We start from the raw sequence: 14,762 nt of genomic DNA, 5'->3' as shown, positions 1-14,762 counted from the left end.
CTCAACGCAAGACCTCGCGCAAGAAACTCACCGTGCGTGCCCAGCCTTGCCGCTGGGCCTGCGCATCGGCTGCGGGCTGGCCACCCATCTTCATCGGGCCGGCATTGTTCAGCGTGGTGGGCATGCTGCCCAGGCCGGTGATGCCGTGGCCGGCGCCTTCGAACAGCAGCAGCTCGGTGGGCAACTGAGCTGCTGCGCGCCGTGCAGCGATGGCGCGAGCCATGCCACCGGAATCCCAGACCTGATCGTCGCTGCCGGCGATCAAGAGCAGCGGCGCGCTGATCTTCTCGACCTCGATGCGCGCTGCGTTGGCGCGTTCGGGCTGTGCCGCGCGGCCCGCGTCATGGGCGCGGCGCAGGCGCACCGGTTGGCCGCTCATGAAGCCGGCCACTTCTTCCTGGTAGCCCTTGTAGGGCACGAAGGCCAGGGCCTCGCCATGCCAGCTGAATGAGGGCTGGGCCATGGCGCCCTGCATCAGGTCGAAGCCCTCCCAGATCACATCGCTGGGCACCACGGCCACCACGCCTTTGAAACCGGCGATGCGGCTGGCGCCGGCCAGCACGAATTCAGCGCCTTTGGATGCTCCCCAGAGCGCAATGCGACTCGCATCCACCTCAGCTTGCTGGCCCAGCCATTCGCGCACCGTTTCCAGCTGGCTCAGTTCGATCCGTGCCAAGCTGGTTGGCAGGCTGGGTAGTTCCGGTGCCATCGGGCCTTGGGCGCCCCAACGCGGTGGCGAGAAATAGGGCAGGGCGAGGGCGGCGAAGCCGCGCGCCGCCAAGGCCTCGGCCAAGCGGCGCGAGGTGATGGATCCGCCTTCCGATCCGCCCAAGACGATCACCACCGGTAGCTTCGCCGCACGTTCCAGCGGCAGCATGAGCTGCGCGCCGGGCAGGGTGGCAGCGGCACGGGCCTCGACTCGCGCCCTGGCGGGTAGCCAGCGCAGCGTTTGCTCGGCCAAAGGCTTGGGCGCGCCGGCTGTGTCCTGACCCCAGGCTTCCAGTTGCAAGCGGGCTTCGCCTGTTTCGGCTGAGGCGGGCGCCGGCTCGCCGCGTACCGGCAAGGCTGACCAAAACAGTCCGCTGGCGTCAATGCCGCTGTAGTTGCCCGAGAGTGGGGCCTGGCGGCTGGTGTCGATGCGGCCCTGTGCATCGGCCTGGAACACCGCCTCGGCGCGCAGCAGCGATGGGCCCATGCCGGGCAGATCGGCGCGCCGACTCAGACGCAGGGTGATTTGCTCGCCCGGCTTGGCGCCGCTGAGTGAAAGCGTTTGGGCTTCACCTTGCAACACCTCGGCCGCCGGCGCCGCTGCAAGTTGGTAGGCCGCCGCCAGCGAAGCCGTGAGGCTCAAGGCCAGGGCCAGAGAGAACCGGTTCAGGGAGTTACGCATATGAAGCTCCATCGGAATGGGTGGGTGATGGAGCCAGTCTCGCCAGCGCAGACCGATAGTGCCGGCAGCGCGCGACGGATCGACATAATGGGCGACGAATCAACCGCATGGCCTGTGTAGCGCTTGTCAACATGAGGCGATGCGCGCGCGTTGCATGCTCCATCTCCCCACTCATTCAAGAGGCACACATGATCGGCTACACCACGCTAGGTACCAATGACCTGCCCCGCGCCAGCGCCTTCTACGACGAGGTATTCGGCGTCTTGGGCATCAAACGCATCATGGACTTTGGCCGTGGCTATGCCTGGGGCACGGGCATGGACAAGCCGGGCTTCGGCTTGATGACACCCTTCAACAAGGAGCCGGCCACGGTGGGCAATGGCGTGATGATTGCCCTGGTGGTGGACAGCCGCGCCAAGGTGGATGCGGTGCATGCCAAGGCCCTGGCCCTGGGCGGCAAAGACGAAGGCGCGGTGGGCCTGCGCGGCGAAGGTTTTTACGCCGGCTATTTCCGCGACCTCGACGGCAACAAGCTCAATGTGTTTTGCATGGGCTGAGCTGAGCCCAGGTTCGCCAAGGTGCGCCAGCCGCGCCTGGTACAGGCGTCTCGATTCACTCAAGCAGGTGCTGCCGCGAACCCCATGCTTCAGCCATTCCTGCTAATCTGAGCCCAGCATCCAACGCAGGGAAGCCAAGGGCCACGCAGAGGGCCGTTGACAGGACGACTTTGGGGATGAAGTGCAGGACTTGGGTCCGGTGCATGCGGCATTCCTGCCTGGGATGGGCGCTGCTGTTGGCCGCTGACGCTGCTGCGTTTGCGGATTGCGCTAAGCCAATTCGCGTGCCGGTGGCGCCCACCGGCTTCAATGTGCTGGTGCTGAACGAGGGCGCCAAGATCGAAGGGGTCTACCCCGAACTGCTGCGGCAGTTGAGCGCCGGCCTGCGCTGCGAGTTTCAGTTCCCGGTCGTGCCGCGCGCACGCGTGACCTTGATGTTTTTCGAGACTCAGGAGGCCGACGTCTTTGTGCCCGCCTCGCGCACTGCGGAGCGGGAAGCGCGCGCGGACTTCGTGCCCATGCTCAAACTCACGCCGACCTTGATCACGCTGGGCACTGCGCGTGAGCTGGCCTCGGTCAGGGATGTGGGCACCTTGCTGGCCAAAAAGTCATGGCGCGGCGCCATGGTGCGCAGCTACAGCTGGGGCGATGAGTACGAAGGCCTGCTCAAGGCCTTGCAGGCCGACAAGCGCATCGACTTTGTTAATGACCTGCGCACCGTCGGCCAGATGCTGCGCAGCGGCCGGGTGGACTTCACGATTCTGCCGCCCAGTCTTTTGTACTCCGCGCTGACCTTGGCGCCCGATGGCAGCGTGCCAGAGGCTGCTGCGCAGGCCTCACCCGACAGCCGAGGCGCCTTCGGCCGGGAGTTCCATTTCACACCCTTGCAGGGCCTGCCCCGCTCAGAGGTGGGCGCCTATCTATCGCGCCAAACCCTGAGCCTGGCGGAGCGCCAACGCCTGCGCGAGGCCATGCAGCGCGCCGCGCAAGACGGCAGCTTGCTGCGCCAGCTGCAACGCTACTACCCGGCGGAGGTTTTGCGGCAAGACGTGCAGATCAACTGAGCGCAGGGCTCAGTGTTTCAGGCCTGCTCAAAGCGGCCCAGGCGCACCATGGTGTTGCCGCGCTTGCCATGCTTGGTGCTGGGCATGACCAGCACGGTGTTGTCGTGCTGGGTGCGAAACACGGTGTCGCCGTCTTGCGCGAAGGATGTGCCTGCTGCGGCAATCACGTCCAGCCCGCGCACCGGGAAGAGGAAGTGGAAGTCGGGGCTCAGCGCCGTCACCGCCTCATTGACGCGAATGAGTTGCTGGCGCTCGGGCAGGGCCAGGCGCAGGTGCTGCTCGGCCCAGGCCGGTGCCACCATGCCGGTCAGGCGCAAAAAGCGCAGCAGGCCGTCGATGGCCACATCCACGGAGGAGGCTTCCCAGTGCTGGCCGCATTCGATCAGCAAGGCGTTCTTGGGGCTGCCGGGGTCGCCAAAGCCGCCGCGATCTCGCATGCGCAGGCCGGAGGGGTGGCCGGTGTCGATCAGCAAGTCTCCTGGCATGCCCAACTGGCGGGCGAAGGCCGCGCCCTTGTCCAGCAGGCCGCACACCATCAGCGGCCGGCAGGCGTCTTGCATCGAATGGATGTCGAACAGCAAGTCGGCGCTGTCCACAAAAGGCTGCAGCTGGCGCGCACGCCGCAGCTCCAGCGAGTCGCCCGGGCCGAACAAGACCTCATCGGCCCAGACCCGGTTCAGGTCTTCGTCGACACAGCGCGAGGCATTGGGGTCTTGCGCGTCGAAACGCTCGAAGGCCGCCACATTGGCGAAGCTGAGAATCAGCTTGCCCATCAAGGGCTGGACGCTGCGCCCCATGCCTTGCTTGAACAGCCAGTCCAGTGCAATCGCGCCGCACAGCTCGTTGCCATGGGTGAGGGCTTGCACCATCACCGTGGGGCCGGGCAGGCCGGAGTCCAGCACATGCACATAGTCCGTGCCGCTGGCGCTGTGACGGTAGGGCTGGATATCGGGCGGGCGAAGCATCAGGGCAGGGGCGGCGTTCATGGGCTGATTGTGTACCGGCTACTGGCCCAAGGCTTTGCTGCGGCGCAAGACTTCGACCCAGCGCGCCGCCCCTGCAAACGCGGGTAGCGCCGCAGCCCGACTGGTTTTAAGCTACGCCGGTGTCATCTTTCCGTCACGCGCAACTTCTTCATCAAGGTCCAAACATGAAAAACAAACTGCTTATCGCATTGCTGCTTTCCGCTGGCTTGACATCGCTGGCCCAGGCGGCCTCGTCGGCCGCTGCTGAAGAGCTGGCCTTGCGTTCGGAATGCGCCGCCGCCAGCAACAGCAAGCTGGGTGCCGCGCCGGCACAAGGCAATGAGTACCACTTCGTCTACTACAAGGGCGATTTCAAGGGTGAGCGCCAAGCGGGCAAGAAGCTGGCTTGCAGCGAGCCGCAGTACGCGGCCTACCTGGACAAGGCTGACCCGGTGCGCGTGATGTCGGCCTACCCGACGGCTGCTGGCCGCCCGAGCGCCAAGCCGTCCGAAGCCAAGTAAAAAGCGCTGTAGCAAAGGGCGCTGGCGAATTTGCCGGTGCCCCTGGGCAAAATCGAAGGCCGCACCCGACTTCATCCATGAGGTCTCCGGGCGCGGCCTTTAGTTCTTTTTCGCTCCCACTATGCTTGATGCTTTTTGGGGGAGCACAGCATGAGTGACGCGCAATTCGAGCAAGGGCTTGCCATGCGCAAGCAGGTGATGGGTGAGGACTTTGTGGCGGCCGCCTTTGCCGCGCAGACCGACTTCACCGCCCCGCTGCAGCAGCACATCACCCGCAACGCCTGGGGCGAAACCTGGTTGCGGCCGGGCCTGGACTTGAAGACGCGCAGCCTGGTCACGGTTGCCATGTTGACGGCGCTGGGCCGCCAACATGAGCTCAAAGGCCATGTGCGCGGCGCCCTCAACAACGGCGCCACGGTGCAGGAGATACAGGAAGTGCTGCTGCACGCCACCATTTACTGCGGCGTGCCCATGGCCGTAGAAGCCTTCCGCAGCGCGGCGGAGGTGGTGCAGGCCGTGACCTCAACACCTGCGCAAACTCCCGCACCCACTCAGCCGCCATCCGTCTGAGCGCCGCCTGAGTTACCCGGCCGCGTCAGTGCGCGCCGCAGCTACAGCGCCATCGATGGCCGCTCAGCCATCGCGGCGCGCCAGCGCAGCAAATGCGGATGCGCCTCGCCGGGTTTGAGCTTGACGATGCGCGCAAAGTCCACCGCCACCACGGCTGTGATGTCGGCAACGCTGAAGCGCTCGCTGGCGATGAAGTCGCGGCCGGCCAGGCGCTCGTTGAGCGTGTCGAAAAACTGCTGTACCCGCAGCAATCCTCGCTGCGCCAGTTCCGGGATCTGCGCATAGCCCACCGGCCCGGGCAGGGCGCGCCCGGCCATGGCGGGGGCGCTATTGCGCAAGGCCTCGGCAATGGCCATCAGGCCCTCGAACTCGATGCGCCACTGCCAGCTGGCAATCTCGGCCTTCTCTTGCGGGTTGCGGCCCAGCAAGGGTGGCTCGGGGTAGGCGGCTTCGAGGTAGGCCGTGATGGCCGCGTTATCGCTCAGCAGCAGGCCGTCCTCGGTGATCAGGGCCGGCACGGTGCATTGCGGATTGATGCGGCGATAGGCCTCGCCGAGTTGCTCGCCCTGGCGCAGATCCACTTGCACGGTGGCATGGGGAATGCCTTTCTCGGCCAGCAGAATGCGGGCGCGGCGCGGGCTGGGTGCGGTGGCGCAGTCGTAGAGGGTGATGCTCATCGGTGTGGCCTTGCTGCTGAAGTGGGAAGGGTGGCGGAGCCGCGGACTCAGCCCGGCGTCGCCAGCTTGTCCTGCGTCTTGGTGTTGAAGTCCGAGGCCTCATGGCGTTCGTGCAATTGGCTGGACGGTTCACCCCAGAAGCGGTTGACCTTGCGGCCGCGCTGCACCGCCGGCCGCGCGGCGATTTCGTCCGCCCAGCGGATCACATGGCGATAGTCCTGCACTTGCAGGAACTCGCCGGCTTCGTAAAGCTGGCCTTTGACCAAGGCGCCGTACCAGGGCCAAACGGCCATGTCAGCGATGGTGTATTGCGCGCCGGCCAGATAGGCGTTCTCCGCCAGGTGGCGGTCCAGCACATCGAGTTGTCGCTTGACTTCCATGGCGTAGCGGTTGATCGGGTACTCGAATTTCTCTGGCGCGTAGGCAAAGAAGTGGCCAAAGCCACCGCCCAGAAAGGGCGCGCTGCCCATTTGCCAGAACAACCACGACAGGCATTCGGCCCGCTCGGCGCCGCTGGCGGGAAGAAAGGCGCCGCCGAATTTCTCGGCCAAGTATTGCAGGATCGCGCCCGACTCAAACACCCGCACCGGCTGCGGCCCGCTGCGGTCCACCAGCGCTGGAATCTTGGAGTTAGGGTTGATGGCGACAAAGCCGCTGCCGAACTGCTCGCCGGCGCTGATATTGATCGGCCAGGCGTCGTACTCGGCGCCGCTGTGGCCCAGTTCCAGCAACTCCTCCAGCATCACCGTCACTTTGACGCCGTTGGGGGTGGCCATCGAATGCAGCTGCAAGGGGTGGCGGCCGACGGGCAGTTCCTTGTCATGCGTAGCGCCGGCGATGGGCCGGTTGATGCTGGCGAACTTGCCGCCATTGTCTTTGTCCCAGGTCCAGACCTTAGGTGGGGTGTAGGCGGCGGCTTGTTGGGCTTGCTGCTTCTGTTCGTCGTTCATTCAATTTGCTCCGAATCGGTGTGAGTCAATCGCTGGCACGGTAGCAGCTTGGGCAAAGGCCCGGGGCTGGCGGGGCTTCAGGTCTGGCGGCTACTCTTTGCGGATGATCGTGCCCTTGTCATCCACGGTTTCGTCGTTCTTGAACTCGCCTTCCCAGCGGTCGCCATTGGCCCAGTAGTAAATGCCTTGGCCGTGTTTGAGGCCCTCGACCCAGGCACCCGCGAAACGTTCGCCCGACTTCCATGCATAACTGCCTTGGCCGTGCGGTTTGCCCTGCTTGAAGTCACCTTCGTAGCGGTCGCCCGACGCATGCACCAGCACGCCCTTGCCATGGGGTTGGCCGGCCGACACCGCGCCTTCGTAGCGGTTGCCATTGGCAAAGCGCAGCACGCCCTGGCCCTGCGGCTGCTCATTCACCCAGTCGCCGTCAAACACCTGGCCATTGGTCCAGCGGAACAGACCGCGGCCATGCGGGATGCCACGGCTGACCTGACCCTTGTAGCTGTCGCCATTGGCAAACATCAGCTGGCCCTCGCCCTCGGGTACGCCGTCGATCACCGGGCCGTCCCACTGGTTGCCGTTGGCAAAGCGCATCTGACCCTTGCCGGTGGGTTTGTCGTCCAGCCAATCGCCCACATAGCGCTGGCCGCTGGCCCAGATGAACTCGCCCCGGCCCTGGCGCACGCTGCGGATCAACGGGCCGATGTAGACATCGCCGTTGGACCATTCCACCCGGCCGGTGCCGCTGACGACCTGGCCGGTTTCACGTACAAAGCGGCCGAGGTAACGGGTGTCGCCACTGCGGATGTCCATCTCCGGCGCGGTTTCGGCGGCCGCCGGCATGGTCTTGCTGGTGCTTGCTGCCGGGCCGGCGGGTGCTGATGGCGAAGGTGGCGAGGTGAGGGCGGTCGTGGCGGCAAGCGTCACTGCCGCAGCGCCGCTCAGCACGGGCGAGGCGGGGGCTGGCGCTGCAGTCGTTGCGACAGCCTTGCCCGCTGAGGCCACCGAGGCCACTGAGGCAGCAGCTTTCGGCGCGGGCGTTGCCGCCGCCGCTGCGACCGGCGCTGGCGCTGTGCTCACCCAGGGCGTGCCGCGTTCACGCGCCAAAGCCTGGGCATTGTTGCCGGCCAATTCCTGCGCGCTGCCCTTGCACTGGGCGACGGCCTGGCGCCACAGGGTTTCGGCCACTTGAGACTGTTGCTGGCGCTCCGGCGGGTTCAGGCCGGCGGCGGCATTGCGGAACTTTTGCGTGCTGTCGCGAGCGCGGTCAAACAGGGGCGCGCAATGCTCGGCATTGTGGGCATCGGTCTCGGCCTGCTCGCGCTTCTTGGCGGCCAGCTGCTGCTGGGTGCCGGTGCAATGTTCGGCCGCCAAGTCCCACATGGTCTCAGCCTTGGCGTAGAGGTTGGCAGCGTCGGCCCAGCGGCGTTCGCCAAAGGCTTGGCGAGCCAGTTCTTGCAAGGCATTGCCGTCTTGGTGCGACAGCTCGCATTGCGAGCCGGCGGCCTGGCGCTCGGCCACGCTGGCGAGCTGCTTTTGATTGTCGGCCAGATTGCGCTGGGCGCGTTCGCGGGCGCGGCCCTCGCAGCCTTCTAGGCCCTGGGTCCACAACGCGATGGCTTCGCCCAGCAGCTTGGCTTGGCTGTCGAGGTCTTTATTGGTGGATCGGGCCAGCGCCGCGCGCAAATCGGCCGACATGGCTTTGGCCGTCAGCACCGAACAGCTGACGATGCTGGGCGCACCCGTTGCTGCTGAGGCGGCCGATGCCGCTGCCTCGGGTGCAGCCGGCGCACTGGCGCTGGCCGCTGCGGCTTCGGGCATGGGCGCGGCGCTTTGCGCGTTGGCGCCGCCGCTCAAGAGCCAGGCCAGGCCGGCGACACAAACCACTCGACTGCTCATCAACGGGATCCGCTGGGACATCTTCTTCATCGTCACTTTCATCATCATTTGCGCGCGTCCGACTCCATCGGAATGTCCAGCATGGCGTTGATCAGGCCACGGGCGTAGCGGCCGCTGCCGGGGTCGTTGACATTTTCGTAAGCGAAGGCTTCCGGCGCGGAGGCCAGCGGCATGCTGTCCATCGCCAGCATCAGCTCATCGGGCTTGATGCCGCGCAGAATCGCTTGCACCTCGTAGCCCAGGCCTTTGGCCTCGGCGATCTTGTTGATGGCGGCCAGGCGCTCGGCGTCGAAGGCCAGGCCGTTGCTGACCAGGCTGCGCTCGATCAGTTTCTGGTGCAGGGTGAAGCCGGCCAGCGGGTTGGCGCCCAGCTTCAGCGCATGCTCAAACGCCCATTGATCGGCGCGGTCAAACACAGTGGCGCCGACCCGCGCCACGCCCCACAGGCTGGAGCGGTTGGAGGCCACGGCCTGCATGGCATTCATCACCTGCTGCTTGGTGAGTTGCTGAGCGGCTTCGCTCAGGCCGTCGCGGATGCGCTGGGCGGCCAGGGCCTTGCCTTGCTCGATGATTTGCTGCTTGACGATTTCGCTGGCCACCGTGCTGGCGGCATTCTTGGCCGCGTTGATGGCCGCTTCCGCCGCCAGCGCCGCGCCGCGCAGGCCGGTGGCCAGGGTGGCCAGGTTGTAGAGCGTGCCGACGATTTGCGAGCCGTAGTGGTAGGTCTTCATGCGCGCGCCGCCTTCTTCCGACAGGCCTTGCGTCCACAGCACCGTCCACAGGGCCTCGTCTTCGGTCAGATTGGCGCGGGTGATCTCCAGCGCGTGCAGGCTCAGCAGCCAGTGATAGTCCTGCATCTCCGGCGTGTTGGGCGGGGCCAGGCGGGTGTAGCCGCGGCAGACCTCGAAGGGCGTGACGGTGAGCGTCCGGCCGCTGCTCAGGCTCAGCGCAAAGGGCTTGCCGGTGTCGCGGGCCTCGGCCAGGGTGGCCAGCAGGCGCTCGCTGTCATTGTCTTTTTGGCCGCGCACGGCCAGCAGCTTGTCGCCCAGGGTCAGCGGTGAGCCGGGTGCGGTGGCCACCACGGTCAGGCGTTCATCCACGCCCAGGCCGCGCACCCAGGCCACCCGGTCGGTCTCGGCCCAGCCGTAGGCGGTGGCCACGGCAAAGGGCAGCTCCCACTGCTTGTCGCACTCCGGGTCGCGCAAGGCGGCGCTGCGCGCAATGGCCGGGCGAATGGCTTGCTCTCCCGTGCCGTAGGCGCGGATATTGGCCAGCAGGGTCTCATCGACCTTGCGGCCGTCATCGACCGTGTATTTCGGGCCGGCACAAGCGGCCAGCAGCAGGCTCAACAACAGGACGAAAAGCGATCTCATGGCGCGGGCGGCAGTCGACAAGCCGCACAGTGTATGGGGCTCAATCCTGCGGCAGCGCGGGTGCCAGTGGTTTAAATTCCCCAGGCTTCTTGAGCTTCCAGGCCATGATGGCGCGGCCCATTTCTTCCACATCGAAGATGGCGCTTTGCAGCAAGCTCATCTGCTGCAGCGAGGCGGCCACGCCGTGGTCACGCGCATAGTTGAGCGCCAGCTTGCTGCCGGCCATGGCCAGCGGTGATTTGCCGGCGATCTGGCGCGCCACACCCATCACATGGGCCAGCAAGGCCTCGGCATCGGGCAGCACGGCATTGACCAGGCCGGCGGCCAGGGCGCGCTCGGCGCTCAGGCGCTCACCGGTGTAGGCCATCTCGCGCGCCAGGCCGGCGGGCATGATGCCTTGCAGGCGCTGCAGCACGCCCAAATCAGCCGTCATGCCGATTTGAATTTCTTGCACGCTGAAGAAAGCGTCGGCCGTGGCATAACGCATATCGCAAGCGGCAGCCAGATCCAGGGCACCGCCGATGCAGCCGCCCTGCACGGCGCACAGCACCGGGAAGCGCGCTTCGTCCAGCGCGCTGAAGCAGGCCATCAGCTCACGCAACATGGTCTGAAAGCCGAGCCGGGCGCGGGCGGAGCCGGTGTCCAGCATGCTGTCTTGCGAGCCAAAGGTCTCCAGCGCCATGCCGGCGCTGAAATGCTTGCCGGTCGAGGAAATCACCAGCGCCCGGGTCGTGCCGGTCGCATCCAGCGCGCGCACCGCGTCACGCAGGGCCGGAAAGAATGCCGGTGCCATGGTGTTGAGGCGTTCGGGGCGATTGAGTTGCAGATGGGCAATCGCCTGGTCGTCGCTGCTGAGGCTGAAAAAGTCGTTCATTTGGGGCTCCAGGGTGTTTTTTTGTGATGGGTCTTGCCAAGCCTACCTGGCAATGGCGTGAGTGTTATTCACATTCGCCATTTATCAGCGACAAGTTGGTGACAGCGCCGGGTCGTTTCTGCGGGCAAGCCCTTGCTTGCGGGGGGGCGGCCACTATCTACACTCGCCCGCATGCGAACCCTCAAAACCGATGACGGCCTGCCCTTGCACTGGCGGCAATGGAGTAGTAACAAGCCCGACCAAGGGCCGGCGCGCGGCACTGTCTTGATCGTGCATGGCCTGGGTGAGCATATTGGCCGCTACGAGGAGGTGGCGGAGCATCTGAATGCCTGGGACTGGCATGTGGTGGGCTATGACCAGCGCGGCCACGGCGCCTCCGGCGGCGCGCGTGGCGATGTGCCCACGCCTGAGCGCCTGCTGCAAGACCTGGCCCTGGTGATGGATGAGTTGCGCGCCGACCCGCTGCTGGGCGCGGGCACGCAGATTTTGTTGGGTCACAGCATGGGTGGCCTGGTGGCTGCCCGCTTTGTGGCGGGTGGCTTGGCTGCTAGCAGTGCCGGGGACTTGCCGGCCTGGTTCCGGCCGGTGGACGGCCTGGTGCTGAGCAGCCCGGCGCTGGACCCGGGCATGAATTGGTTCAAGCGCTTGCAGCTGGCGCTGGGCGTCAGCCTGGCGCCGCACTTGGCCGTGGGCAATGGCCTGAAAACCAACTGGATTTCACGCGACGCGGCGGTGGTTCAGGCCTATGTGGATGACCCGCTGGTGCATGACCGCATCAGCCCCAGTCTGGCGAACATGATTGTGGAAGCCGGCGAAATGGTGCGCCAGCATGCCGAAACCTGGGCCGTGCCGACCCTGCTCTTGTGGGCCGGCAGCGATCGCTGCGTGGCGCCCTCGGGCAGCGCCGAATTCGCCGAGGCCGCGCCGGCCGCATTGCTGCGGGCGCATTGCTTTGAGGCCCTGGCGCATGAGATCTTCAACGAGCCGGAGAAGGAATTGGTCTTCGCCGAGCTGCGGGACTGGTTGGCGCAGAAGTTTTAAGATGCGAGGTTGCAGCTGGCCACACCCCGGCCGGCCACTTGCCATCAGCGAGGACCCCCACCATGAACGCACGCCACCCCGCCCTGCCGCCCCTGCAGGCTGAACAGACCACGGCCCTGGGCGAATTCGCCGGCCGCGTGTGGGACGAAGAGATCGTCCCGGCCCTGACCCAGTACATCGCCATCCCGGCCAAGAGCCCCATGTTCGATGCCGACTGGGCCGCCAACGGCCATATCGAAAAAGTGCTGCGCGATGCCGCTGCCTGGGTCGAGAGCAAAAAAGTGGCGGGTCTCAAGCTGGAAGTGATTCGCCTGCCCGGCCGCACGCCGGTGATCTTCTTCGAAGTGCCTGCCACCAAGGCGGACTGCACCGACACCATCCTGCTTTACGGCCACCTCGACAAGCAACCCGAGTTCAGCGGCTGGCGCAGCGACCTGGGCCCCTGGACGCCCAAGTACGAGGACGGCAAGCTCTATGGCCGTGGCGGCGCCGATGATGGCTATGCCATCTACGCCTCGCTGACCGCCATCATGGCGTTGGACAGGCAAGGCATTCCGCGCCCGCGCTGCGTCGGCCTGATCGAAACCTGCGAGGAAAGCGGCTCCTACGACTTGCCGGCCTATATCGAGGTGCTGAAGAAGGACAAGCTGGGCGAAGTCTCGCTGGTGGTTTGCCTGGACTCCGGCGCGGGTGACTACGAGCAACTGTGGCTCACCACCAGCTTGCGCGGCATGGTCAGCGGCGTGCTGAAGGTGGAGGTGCTGACCGAAGGCATTCACTCGGGCGATGCCTCGGGCGTGGTGCCCTCAAGTTTCCGCATCCTGCGTCAGGTGCTGGACCGCCTGGAAGACTCCAAGACCGGCCGCCTCTTGCCCGAGAGCTTCCACTGCGAGATTCCCGGCAATCGCATCGAACAAGCCCAAGCCACGGCGGCGATTCTGAAGGACGAGGTCTATAAGCGCCTGCCCTGGGCCTGCGGCGGCGACGGCGGCCCGGTGCTGCCCATGACCGACCAGCCGGTGGAAGTGCTGCTCAACCGCACTTGGCGCCCCACTTTGTCGGTGACCGGCGTGGACGGTTTCCCCGAGATGAAGAGCGCCGGAAATGTGCTGCGCCCCTTCACCGCCTTTAAGCTGTCGCTGCGCCTGCCGCCCCTGATCGACGGCAACGAAGCCGCGCTGCGCCTGAAGGCCTTGCTGGAAGACAACGCGCCCTACAACGCCAAGGTCACTTTTGTGCCCGATGGCCGCGCCGGCGCTTACGGCGCCACGGGCTGGAACACGCCCGATCTGTCTGCCTGGCTCAGCCAAGCGGTCAATGACGCCAGCTTGGCGCATTTCGGCGCGCCAGTGGGCTATATCGGCCAGGGCGGCACGATTCCCTTGATGAGCATGCTGCAAAAAGGCTTCCCGGCCGCGCAGATGGTGGTCTGCGGTGTCTTGGGCCCCAAGAGCAATGCCCACGGCCCCAACGAGTTCCTGCATGTGCCCTACGGCAAGCGCCTGACAGCAGCAGTGGCGCAAATCATGGCCGCGCATCCTTGAAAATTGCGGGCCGAGCGCCGGGCCGTCCCAAGCCGGCCCGTCTGAGGCTGTTTGCGGCTCAATGTCGCCAACGGCCTCGTCCCCCAGGGGGACCGACCGGGCTCGCCCGCGTTCAGCGAGGCGAGACTGAGCGAGGGGCTTAAGCTCAGCGCAAGGTGAAGCCCGTTTCCACCAAAGTGCCCTGCAAGTCCTGCAGCAGATGCGTCAGCGGTGAGAGCTGCACATAACGGGTCGAGACCTTGATGGCGTAAGCGAACAGGCGCGGCAGGTCGGCGACGTAGGCGGGGCGATGGTCGCGATGCTTGAGGCGGCAGAAGATGCCCAGAATCTTCAGGTGGCGCTGCAGGCCGGTCCATTCCAGCTGTTGCCAGAAGGCGCCAAAGTCTTCGTTGACCGGCAGGCCTGCCTTGCGGGCTTGTTCCCAGTAGCGGATGGCCCAGTCGAGCTCCTGCTCTTCGTCCCAGGAGATGAAAGCGTCGCGCAGCAGGGAGGCCATGTCGTAGCTGATCGGGCCCAAGACGGCGTCTTGGAAGTCCAGCACGCCGGGGTTGCCCGAGTCTGGCGGGCAGACCATCAGATTGCGCACCATGAAGTCGCGGTGCATGGGCACCAGGGCTTGACCGGCGATGTTGTCCACCAGCACCTGGCAGCTATGCGCCCACCACTTCAGCTGGGTCTCGCTCCATTGCCGGCCGAATTCGCGCTCCACGCACCATTCCTTGAAGATGTGCAGCTCGCGGCGCACAAAGGCTTCGTCGTAGGGGGGCAAGCTCTCGGCCACGCCTTTTTGCTGCCAGGCCAGCAAGGCCTGGGTGGCATCGCGCATCAAGCGATTGGCTTCGGCGTGATTGCCCTCGGCCTGGGTGGCCAGCAAAGCTTGCAGATAGGGCAGGGTGCCCAGATCGCTGAGCAGCAAAAAGCCCTTGGCGTCATCCACCGCAAAGATCTCCGGCACATGCAGGCCACAGGCCTTCATCTGGGCGGCCACCGCGACAAAGGGCCGCGAGTCATTGCTCTCGGGCGGTGCGTCCATCACGATATAGCTGGCGCCATGGCTGGCTTGCACGCGCAGATAGCGGCGGCTGCTGGCGTCGGCATTGGCTTCTTGCACCGTGTTGGGCAGCAGCTCAAAGTGAGCTGGCAGGGCGAGCAACCAGGCTTGGAAATCTTGTTGGCGTTGTGGGCTGGGCCAGGCGATAGGCGTCATATTTTTGCTGTTCTTCTTGAGGGAGGGCTGGCGAGGATGCGGCCTTTGACGGCCTCATGGATAATGGATTTTACAAACCGTGAGCCCCGCGCTCGGCACCGGGTCCATCTGCGTTGGCCATGCCAGCGTT

The 14,762-nt window shown here is 65.7% G+C and carries 14 protein-coding genes; 6 read left to right on the top strand and 8 right to left on the bottom strand.

The window, feature by feature from the left end; genetic code table 11:
• Position 1: 1 nt before the first annotated feature.
• Positions 2 to 1,390 (bottom strand): acyl-CoA thioesterase/bile acid-CoA:amino acid N-acyltransferase family protein, encoded by a 1,389-nt coding sequence (locus AT984_RS16795; protein WP_058721086.1) that lies wholly within the window; start codon positions 1,388 to 1,390, stop codon positions 2 to 4.
• Positions 1,391 to 1,578: 188 nt separating this feature from the next.
• On the opposite strand from AT984_RS16795, the gene AT984_RS16790 reads away from it, so the two are divergent.
• Complete coding sequence (locus AT984_RS16790) at positions 1,579 to 1,947, top strand: VOC family protein (protein ID WP_058721085.1); 369 nt, start codon at positions 1,579 to 1,581, stop codon at positions 1,945 to 1,947.
• A 203-nt stretch (positions 1,948 to 2,150) separates the two neighbouring features.
• On the top strand, positions 2,151 to 3,011 hold the full coding sequence (locus AT984_RS16785) for a substrate-binding periplasmic protein (RefSeq protein WP_058721084.1): 861 nt from the start codon (positions 2,151 to 2,153) through the stop codon (positions 3,009 to 3,011).
• Between the two features lie 17 nt (positions 3,012 to 3,028).
• Here AT984_RS16785 and AT984_RS16780 read toward each other — a convergent pair whose 3' ends face one another.
• The gene (locus AT984_RS16780) at positions 3,029 to 3,997 is read right to left on the bottom strand and encodes a succinylglutamate desuccinylase/aspartoacylase domain-containing protein (RefSeq protein ID WP_058721083.1); all 969 of its coding nucleotides are present in this window, start codon (positions 3,995 to 3,997) and stop codon (positions 3,029 to 3,031) included.
• Between the two features lie 164 nt (positions 3,998 to 4,161).
• Between AT984_RS16780 and AT984_RS16775 the strand changes: the two genes are divergently transcribed.
• Together AT984_RS16775 and AT984_RS16770 are read left to right on the top strand one after the other, a co-directional pair.
• A complete protein-coding gene (locus tag AT984_RS16775) occupies positions 4,162 to 4,497 on the top strand; it encodes a hypothetical protein (protein ID WP_058721082.1) in 336 nt (111 codons plus the stop codon).
• Between the two features lie 150 nt (positions 4,498 to 4,647).
• Positions 4,648 to 5,067 (top strand): carboxymuconolactone decarboxylase family protein, encoded by a 420-nt coding sequence (locus AT984_RS16770; RefSeq protein WP_058721081.1) that lies wholly within the window; start codon positions 4,648 to 4,650, stop codon positions 5,065 to 5,067.
• A gap of 41 nt (positions 5,068 to 5,108) precedes the next feature.
• Here AT984_RS16770 and AT984_RS16765 read toward each other — a convergent pair whose 3' ends face one another.
• The 5 genes from AT984_RS16765 to AT984_RS16745 all read right to left on the bottom strand — a co-directional run bounded on the left by AT984_RS16765 (position 5,109) and on the right by AT984_RS16745 (position 10,840).
• Positions 5,109 to 5,744, bottom strand: a complete 636-nt coding sequence (locus tag AT984_RS16765; protein ID WP_058721080.1) for a glutathione S-transferase family protein — start codon at positions 5,742 to 5,744, stop codon at positions 5,109 to 5,111.
• Positions 5,745 to 5,791: 47 nt separating this feature from the next.
• Positions 5,792 to 6,694, bottom strand: a complete 903-nt coding sequence (gene yghU / locus AT984_RS16760; protein WP_058721079.1) for a glutathione-dependent disulfide-bond oxidoreductase — start codon at positions 6,692 to 6,694, stop codon at positions 5,792 to 5,794.
• 90 nt (positions 6,695 to 6,784) lie between these two features.
• A complete protein-coding gene (locus tag AT984_RS16755; RefSeq protein ID WP_156422070.1) occupies positions 6,785 to 8,593 on the bottom strand; it encodes an MORN repeat-containing protein in 1,809 nt (602 codons plus the stop codon).
• Between the two features lie 44 nt (positions 8,594 to 8,637).
• Positions 8,638 to 9,966 (bottom strand): hypothetical protein, encoded by a 1,329-nt coding sequence (locus tag AT984_RS16750; RefSeq protein WP_156422069.1) that lies wholly within the window; start codon positions 9,964 to 9,966, stop codon positions 8,638 to 8,640.
• 40 nt (positions 9,967 to 10,006) lie between these two features.
• A complete protein-coding gene (locus AT984_RS16745) occupies positions 10,007 to 10,840 on the bottom strand; it encodes an enoyl-CoA hydratase-related protein (RefSeq protein ID WP_058721076.1) in 834 nt (277 codons plus the stop codon).
• 171 nt (positions 10,841 to 11,011) lie between these two features.
• Between AT984_RS16745 and AT984_RS16740 the strand changes: the two genes are divergently transcribed.
• Both AT984_RS16740 and AT984_RS16735 read left to right on the top strand, forming a co-directional pair.
• Entirely contained in the window at positions 11,012 to 11,881 is an 870-nt protein-coding gene (locus tag AT984_RS16740) for an alpha/beta hydrolase (RefSeq protein ID WP_058721075.1), read from the top strand.
• Positions 11,882 to 11,943: 62 nt separating this feature from the next.
• Positions 11,944 to 13,425, top strand: coding sequence for a M20 family metallopeptidase (locus AT984_RS16735; RefSeq protein WP_058721074.1), 1,482 nt, complete (start codon positions 11,944 to 11,946; stop codon positions 13,423 to 13,425).
• Positions 13,426 to 13,570: 145 nt separating this feature from the next.
• Here AT984_RS16735 and AT984_RS16730 read toward each other — a convergent pair whose 3' ends face one another.
• Positions 13,571 to 14,632, bottom strand: coding sequence for an aminoglycoside phosphotransferase family protein (locus AT984_RS16730; RefSeq protein ID WP_058721073.1), 1,062 nt, complete (start codon positions 14,630 to 14,632; stop codon positions 13,571 to 13,573).
• Positions 14,633 to 14,762 lie beyond the last annotated feature (130 nt).

Origin of the sequence: Paucibacter sp. KCTC 42545 (assembly GCF_001477625.1) — a bacterium.
Classification (GTDB): Bacteria; Pseudomonadota; Gammaproteobacteria; order Burkholderiales; family Burkholderiaceae_C; genus Paucibacter_A.
This window is presented reverse-complemented; position numbering and strand designations above follow the sequence as displayed.

Excerpts from the sequence above, each read along its gene's own strand:
- AT984_RS16775 (WP_058721082.1), top strand. The coding sequence starts at position 4,162 with ATGAAAAACAAACTGCTTATCGCATTGCTGCTTTCCGCTGGCTTGACA.
- AT984_RS16790 (WP_058721085.1), top strand. The coding sequence starts at position 1,579 with ATGATCGGCTACACCACGCTAGGTACCAATGACCTGCCCCGCGCCAGC.
- AT984_RS16795 (WP_058721086.1), bottom strand. The coding sequence starts at position 1,390 with ATGCGTAACTCCCTGAACCGGTTCTCTCTGGCCCTGGCCTTGAGCCTC.
- AT984_RS16750 (WP_156422069.1), bottom strand. The coding sequence starts at position 9,966 with ATGAGATCGCTTTTCGTCCTGTTGTTGAGCCTGCTGCTGGCCGCTTGT.
- yghU (WP_058721079.1), bottom strand. The coding sequence starts at position 6,694 with ATGAACGACGAACAGAAGCAGCAAGCCCAACAAGCCGCCGCCTACACC.
- AT984_RS16730 (WP_058721073.1), bottom strand. The coding sequence starts at position 14,632 with ATGACGCCTATCGCCTGGCCCAGCCCACAACGCCAACAAGATTTCCAA.
- AT984_RS16745 (WP_058721076.1), bottom strand. The coding sequence starts at position 10,840 with ATGAACGACTTTTTCAGCCTCAGCAGCGACGACCAGGCGATTGCCCAT.
- AT984_RS16780 (WP_058721083.1), bottom strand. The coding sequence starts at position 3,997 with ATGAACGCCGCCCCTGCCCTGATGCTTCGCCCGCCCGATATCCAGCCC.
- AT984_RS16735 (WP_058721074.1), top strand. The coding sequence starts at position 11,944 with ATGAACGCACGCCACCCCGCCCTGCCGCCCCTGCAGGCTGAACAGACC.
- AT984_RS16785 (WP_058721084.1), top strand. The coding sequence starts at position 2,151 with ATGCGGCATTCCTGCCTGGGATGGGCGCTGCTGTTGGCCGCTGACGCT.
- AT984_RS16755 (WP_156422070.1), bottom strand. The coding sequence starts at position 8,593 with ATGAGCAGTCGAGTGGTTTGTGTCGCCGGCCTGGCCTGGCTCTTGAGC.
- AT984_RS16770 (WP_058721081.1), top strand. The coding sequence starts at position 4,648 with ATGAGTGACGCGCAATTCGAGCAAGGGCTTGCCATGCGCAAGCAGGTG.
- AT984_RS16765 (WP_058721080.1), bottom strand. The coding sequence starts at position 5,744 with ATGAGCATCACCCTCTACGACTGCGCCACCGCACCCAGCCCGCGCCGC.
- AT984_RS16740 (WP_058721075.1), top strand. The coding sequence starts at position 11,012 with ATGCGAACCCTCAAAACCGATGACGGCCTGCCCTTGCACTGGCGGCAA.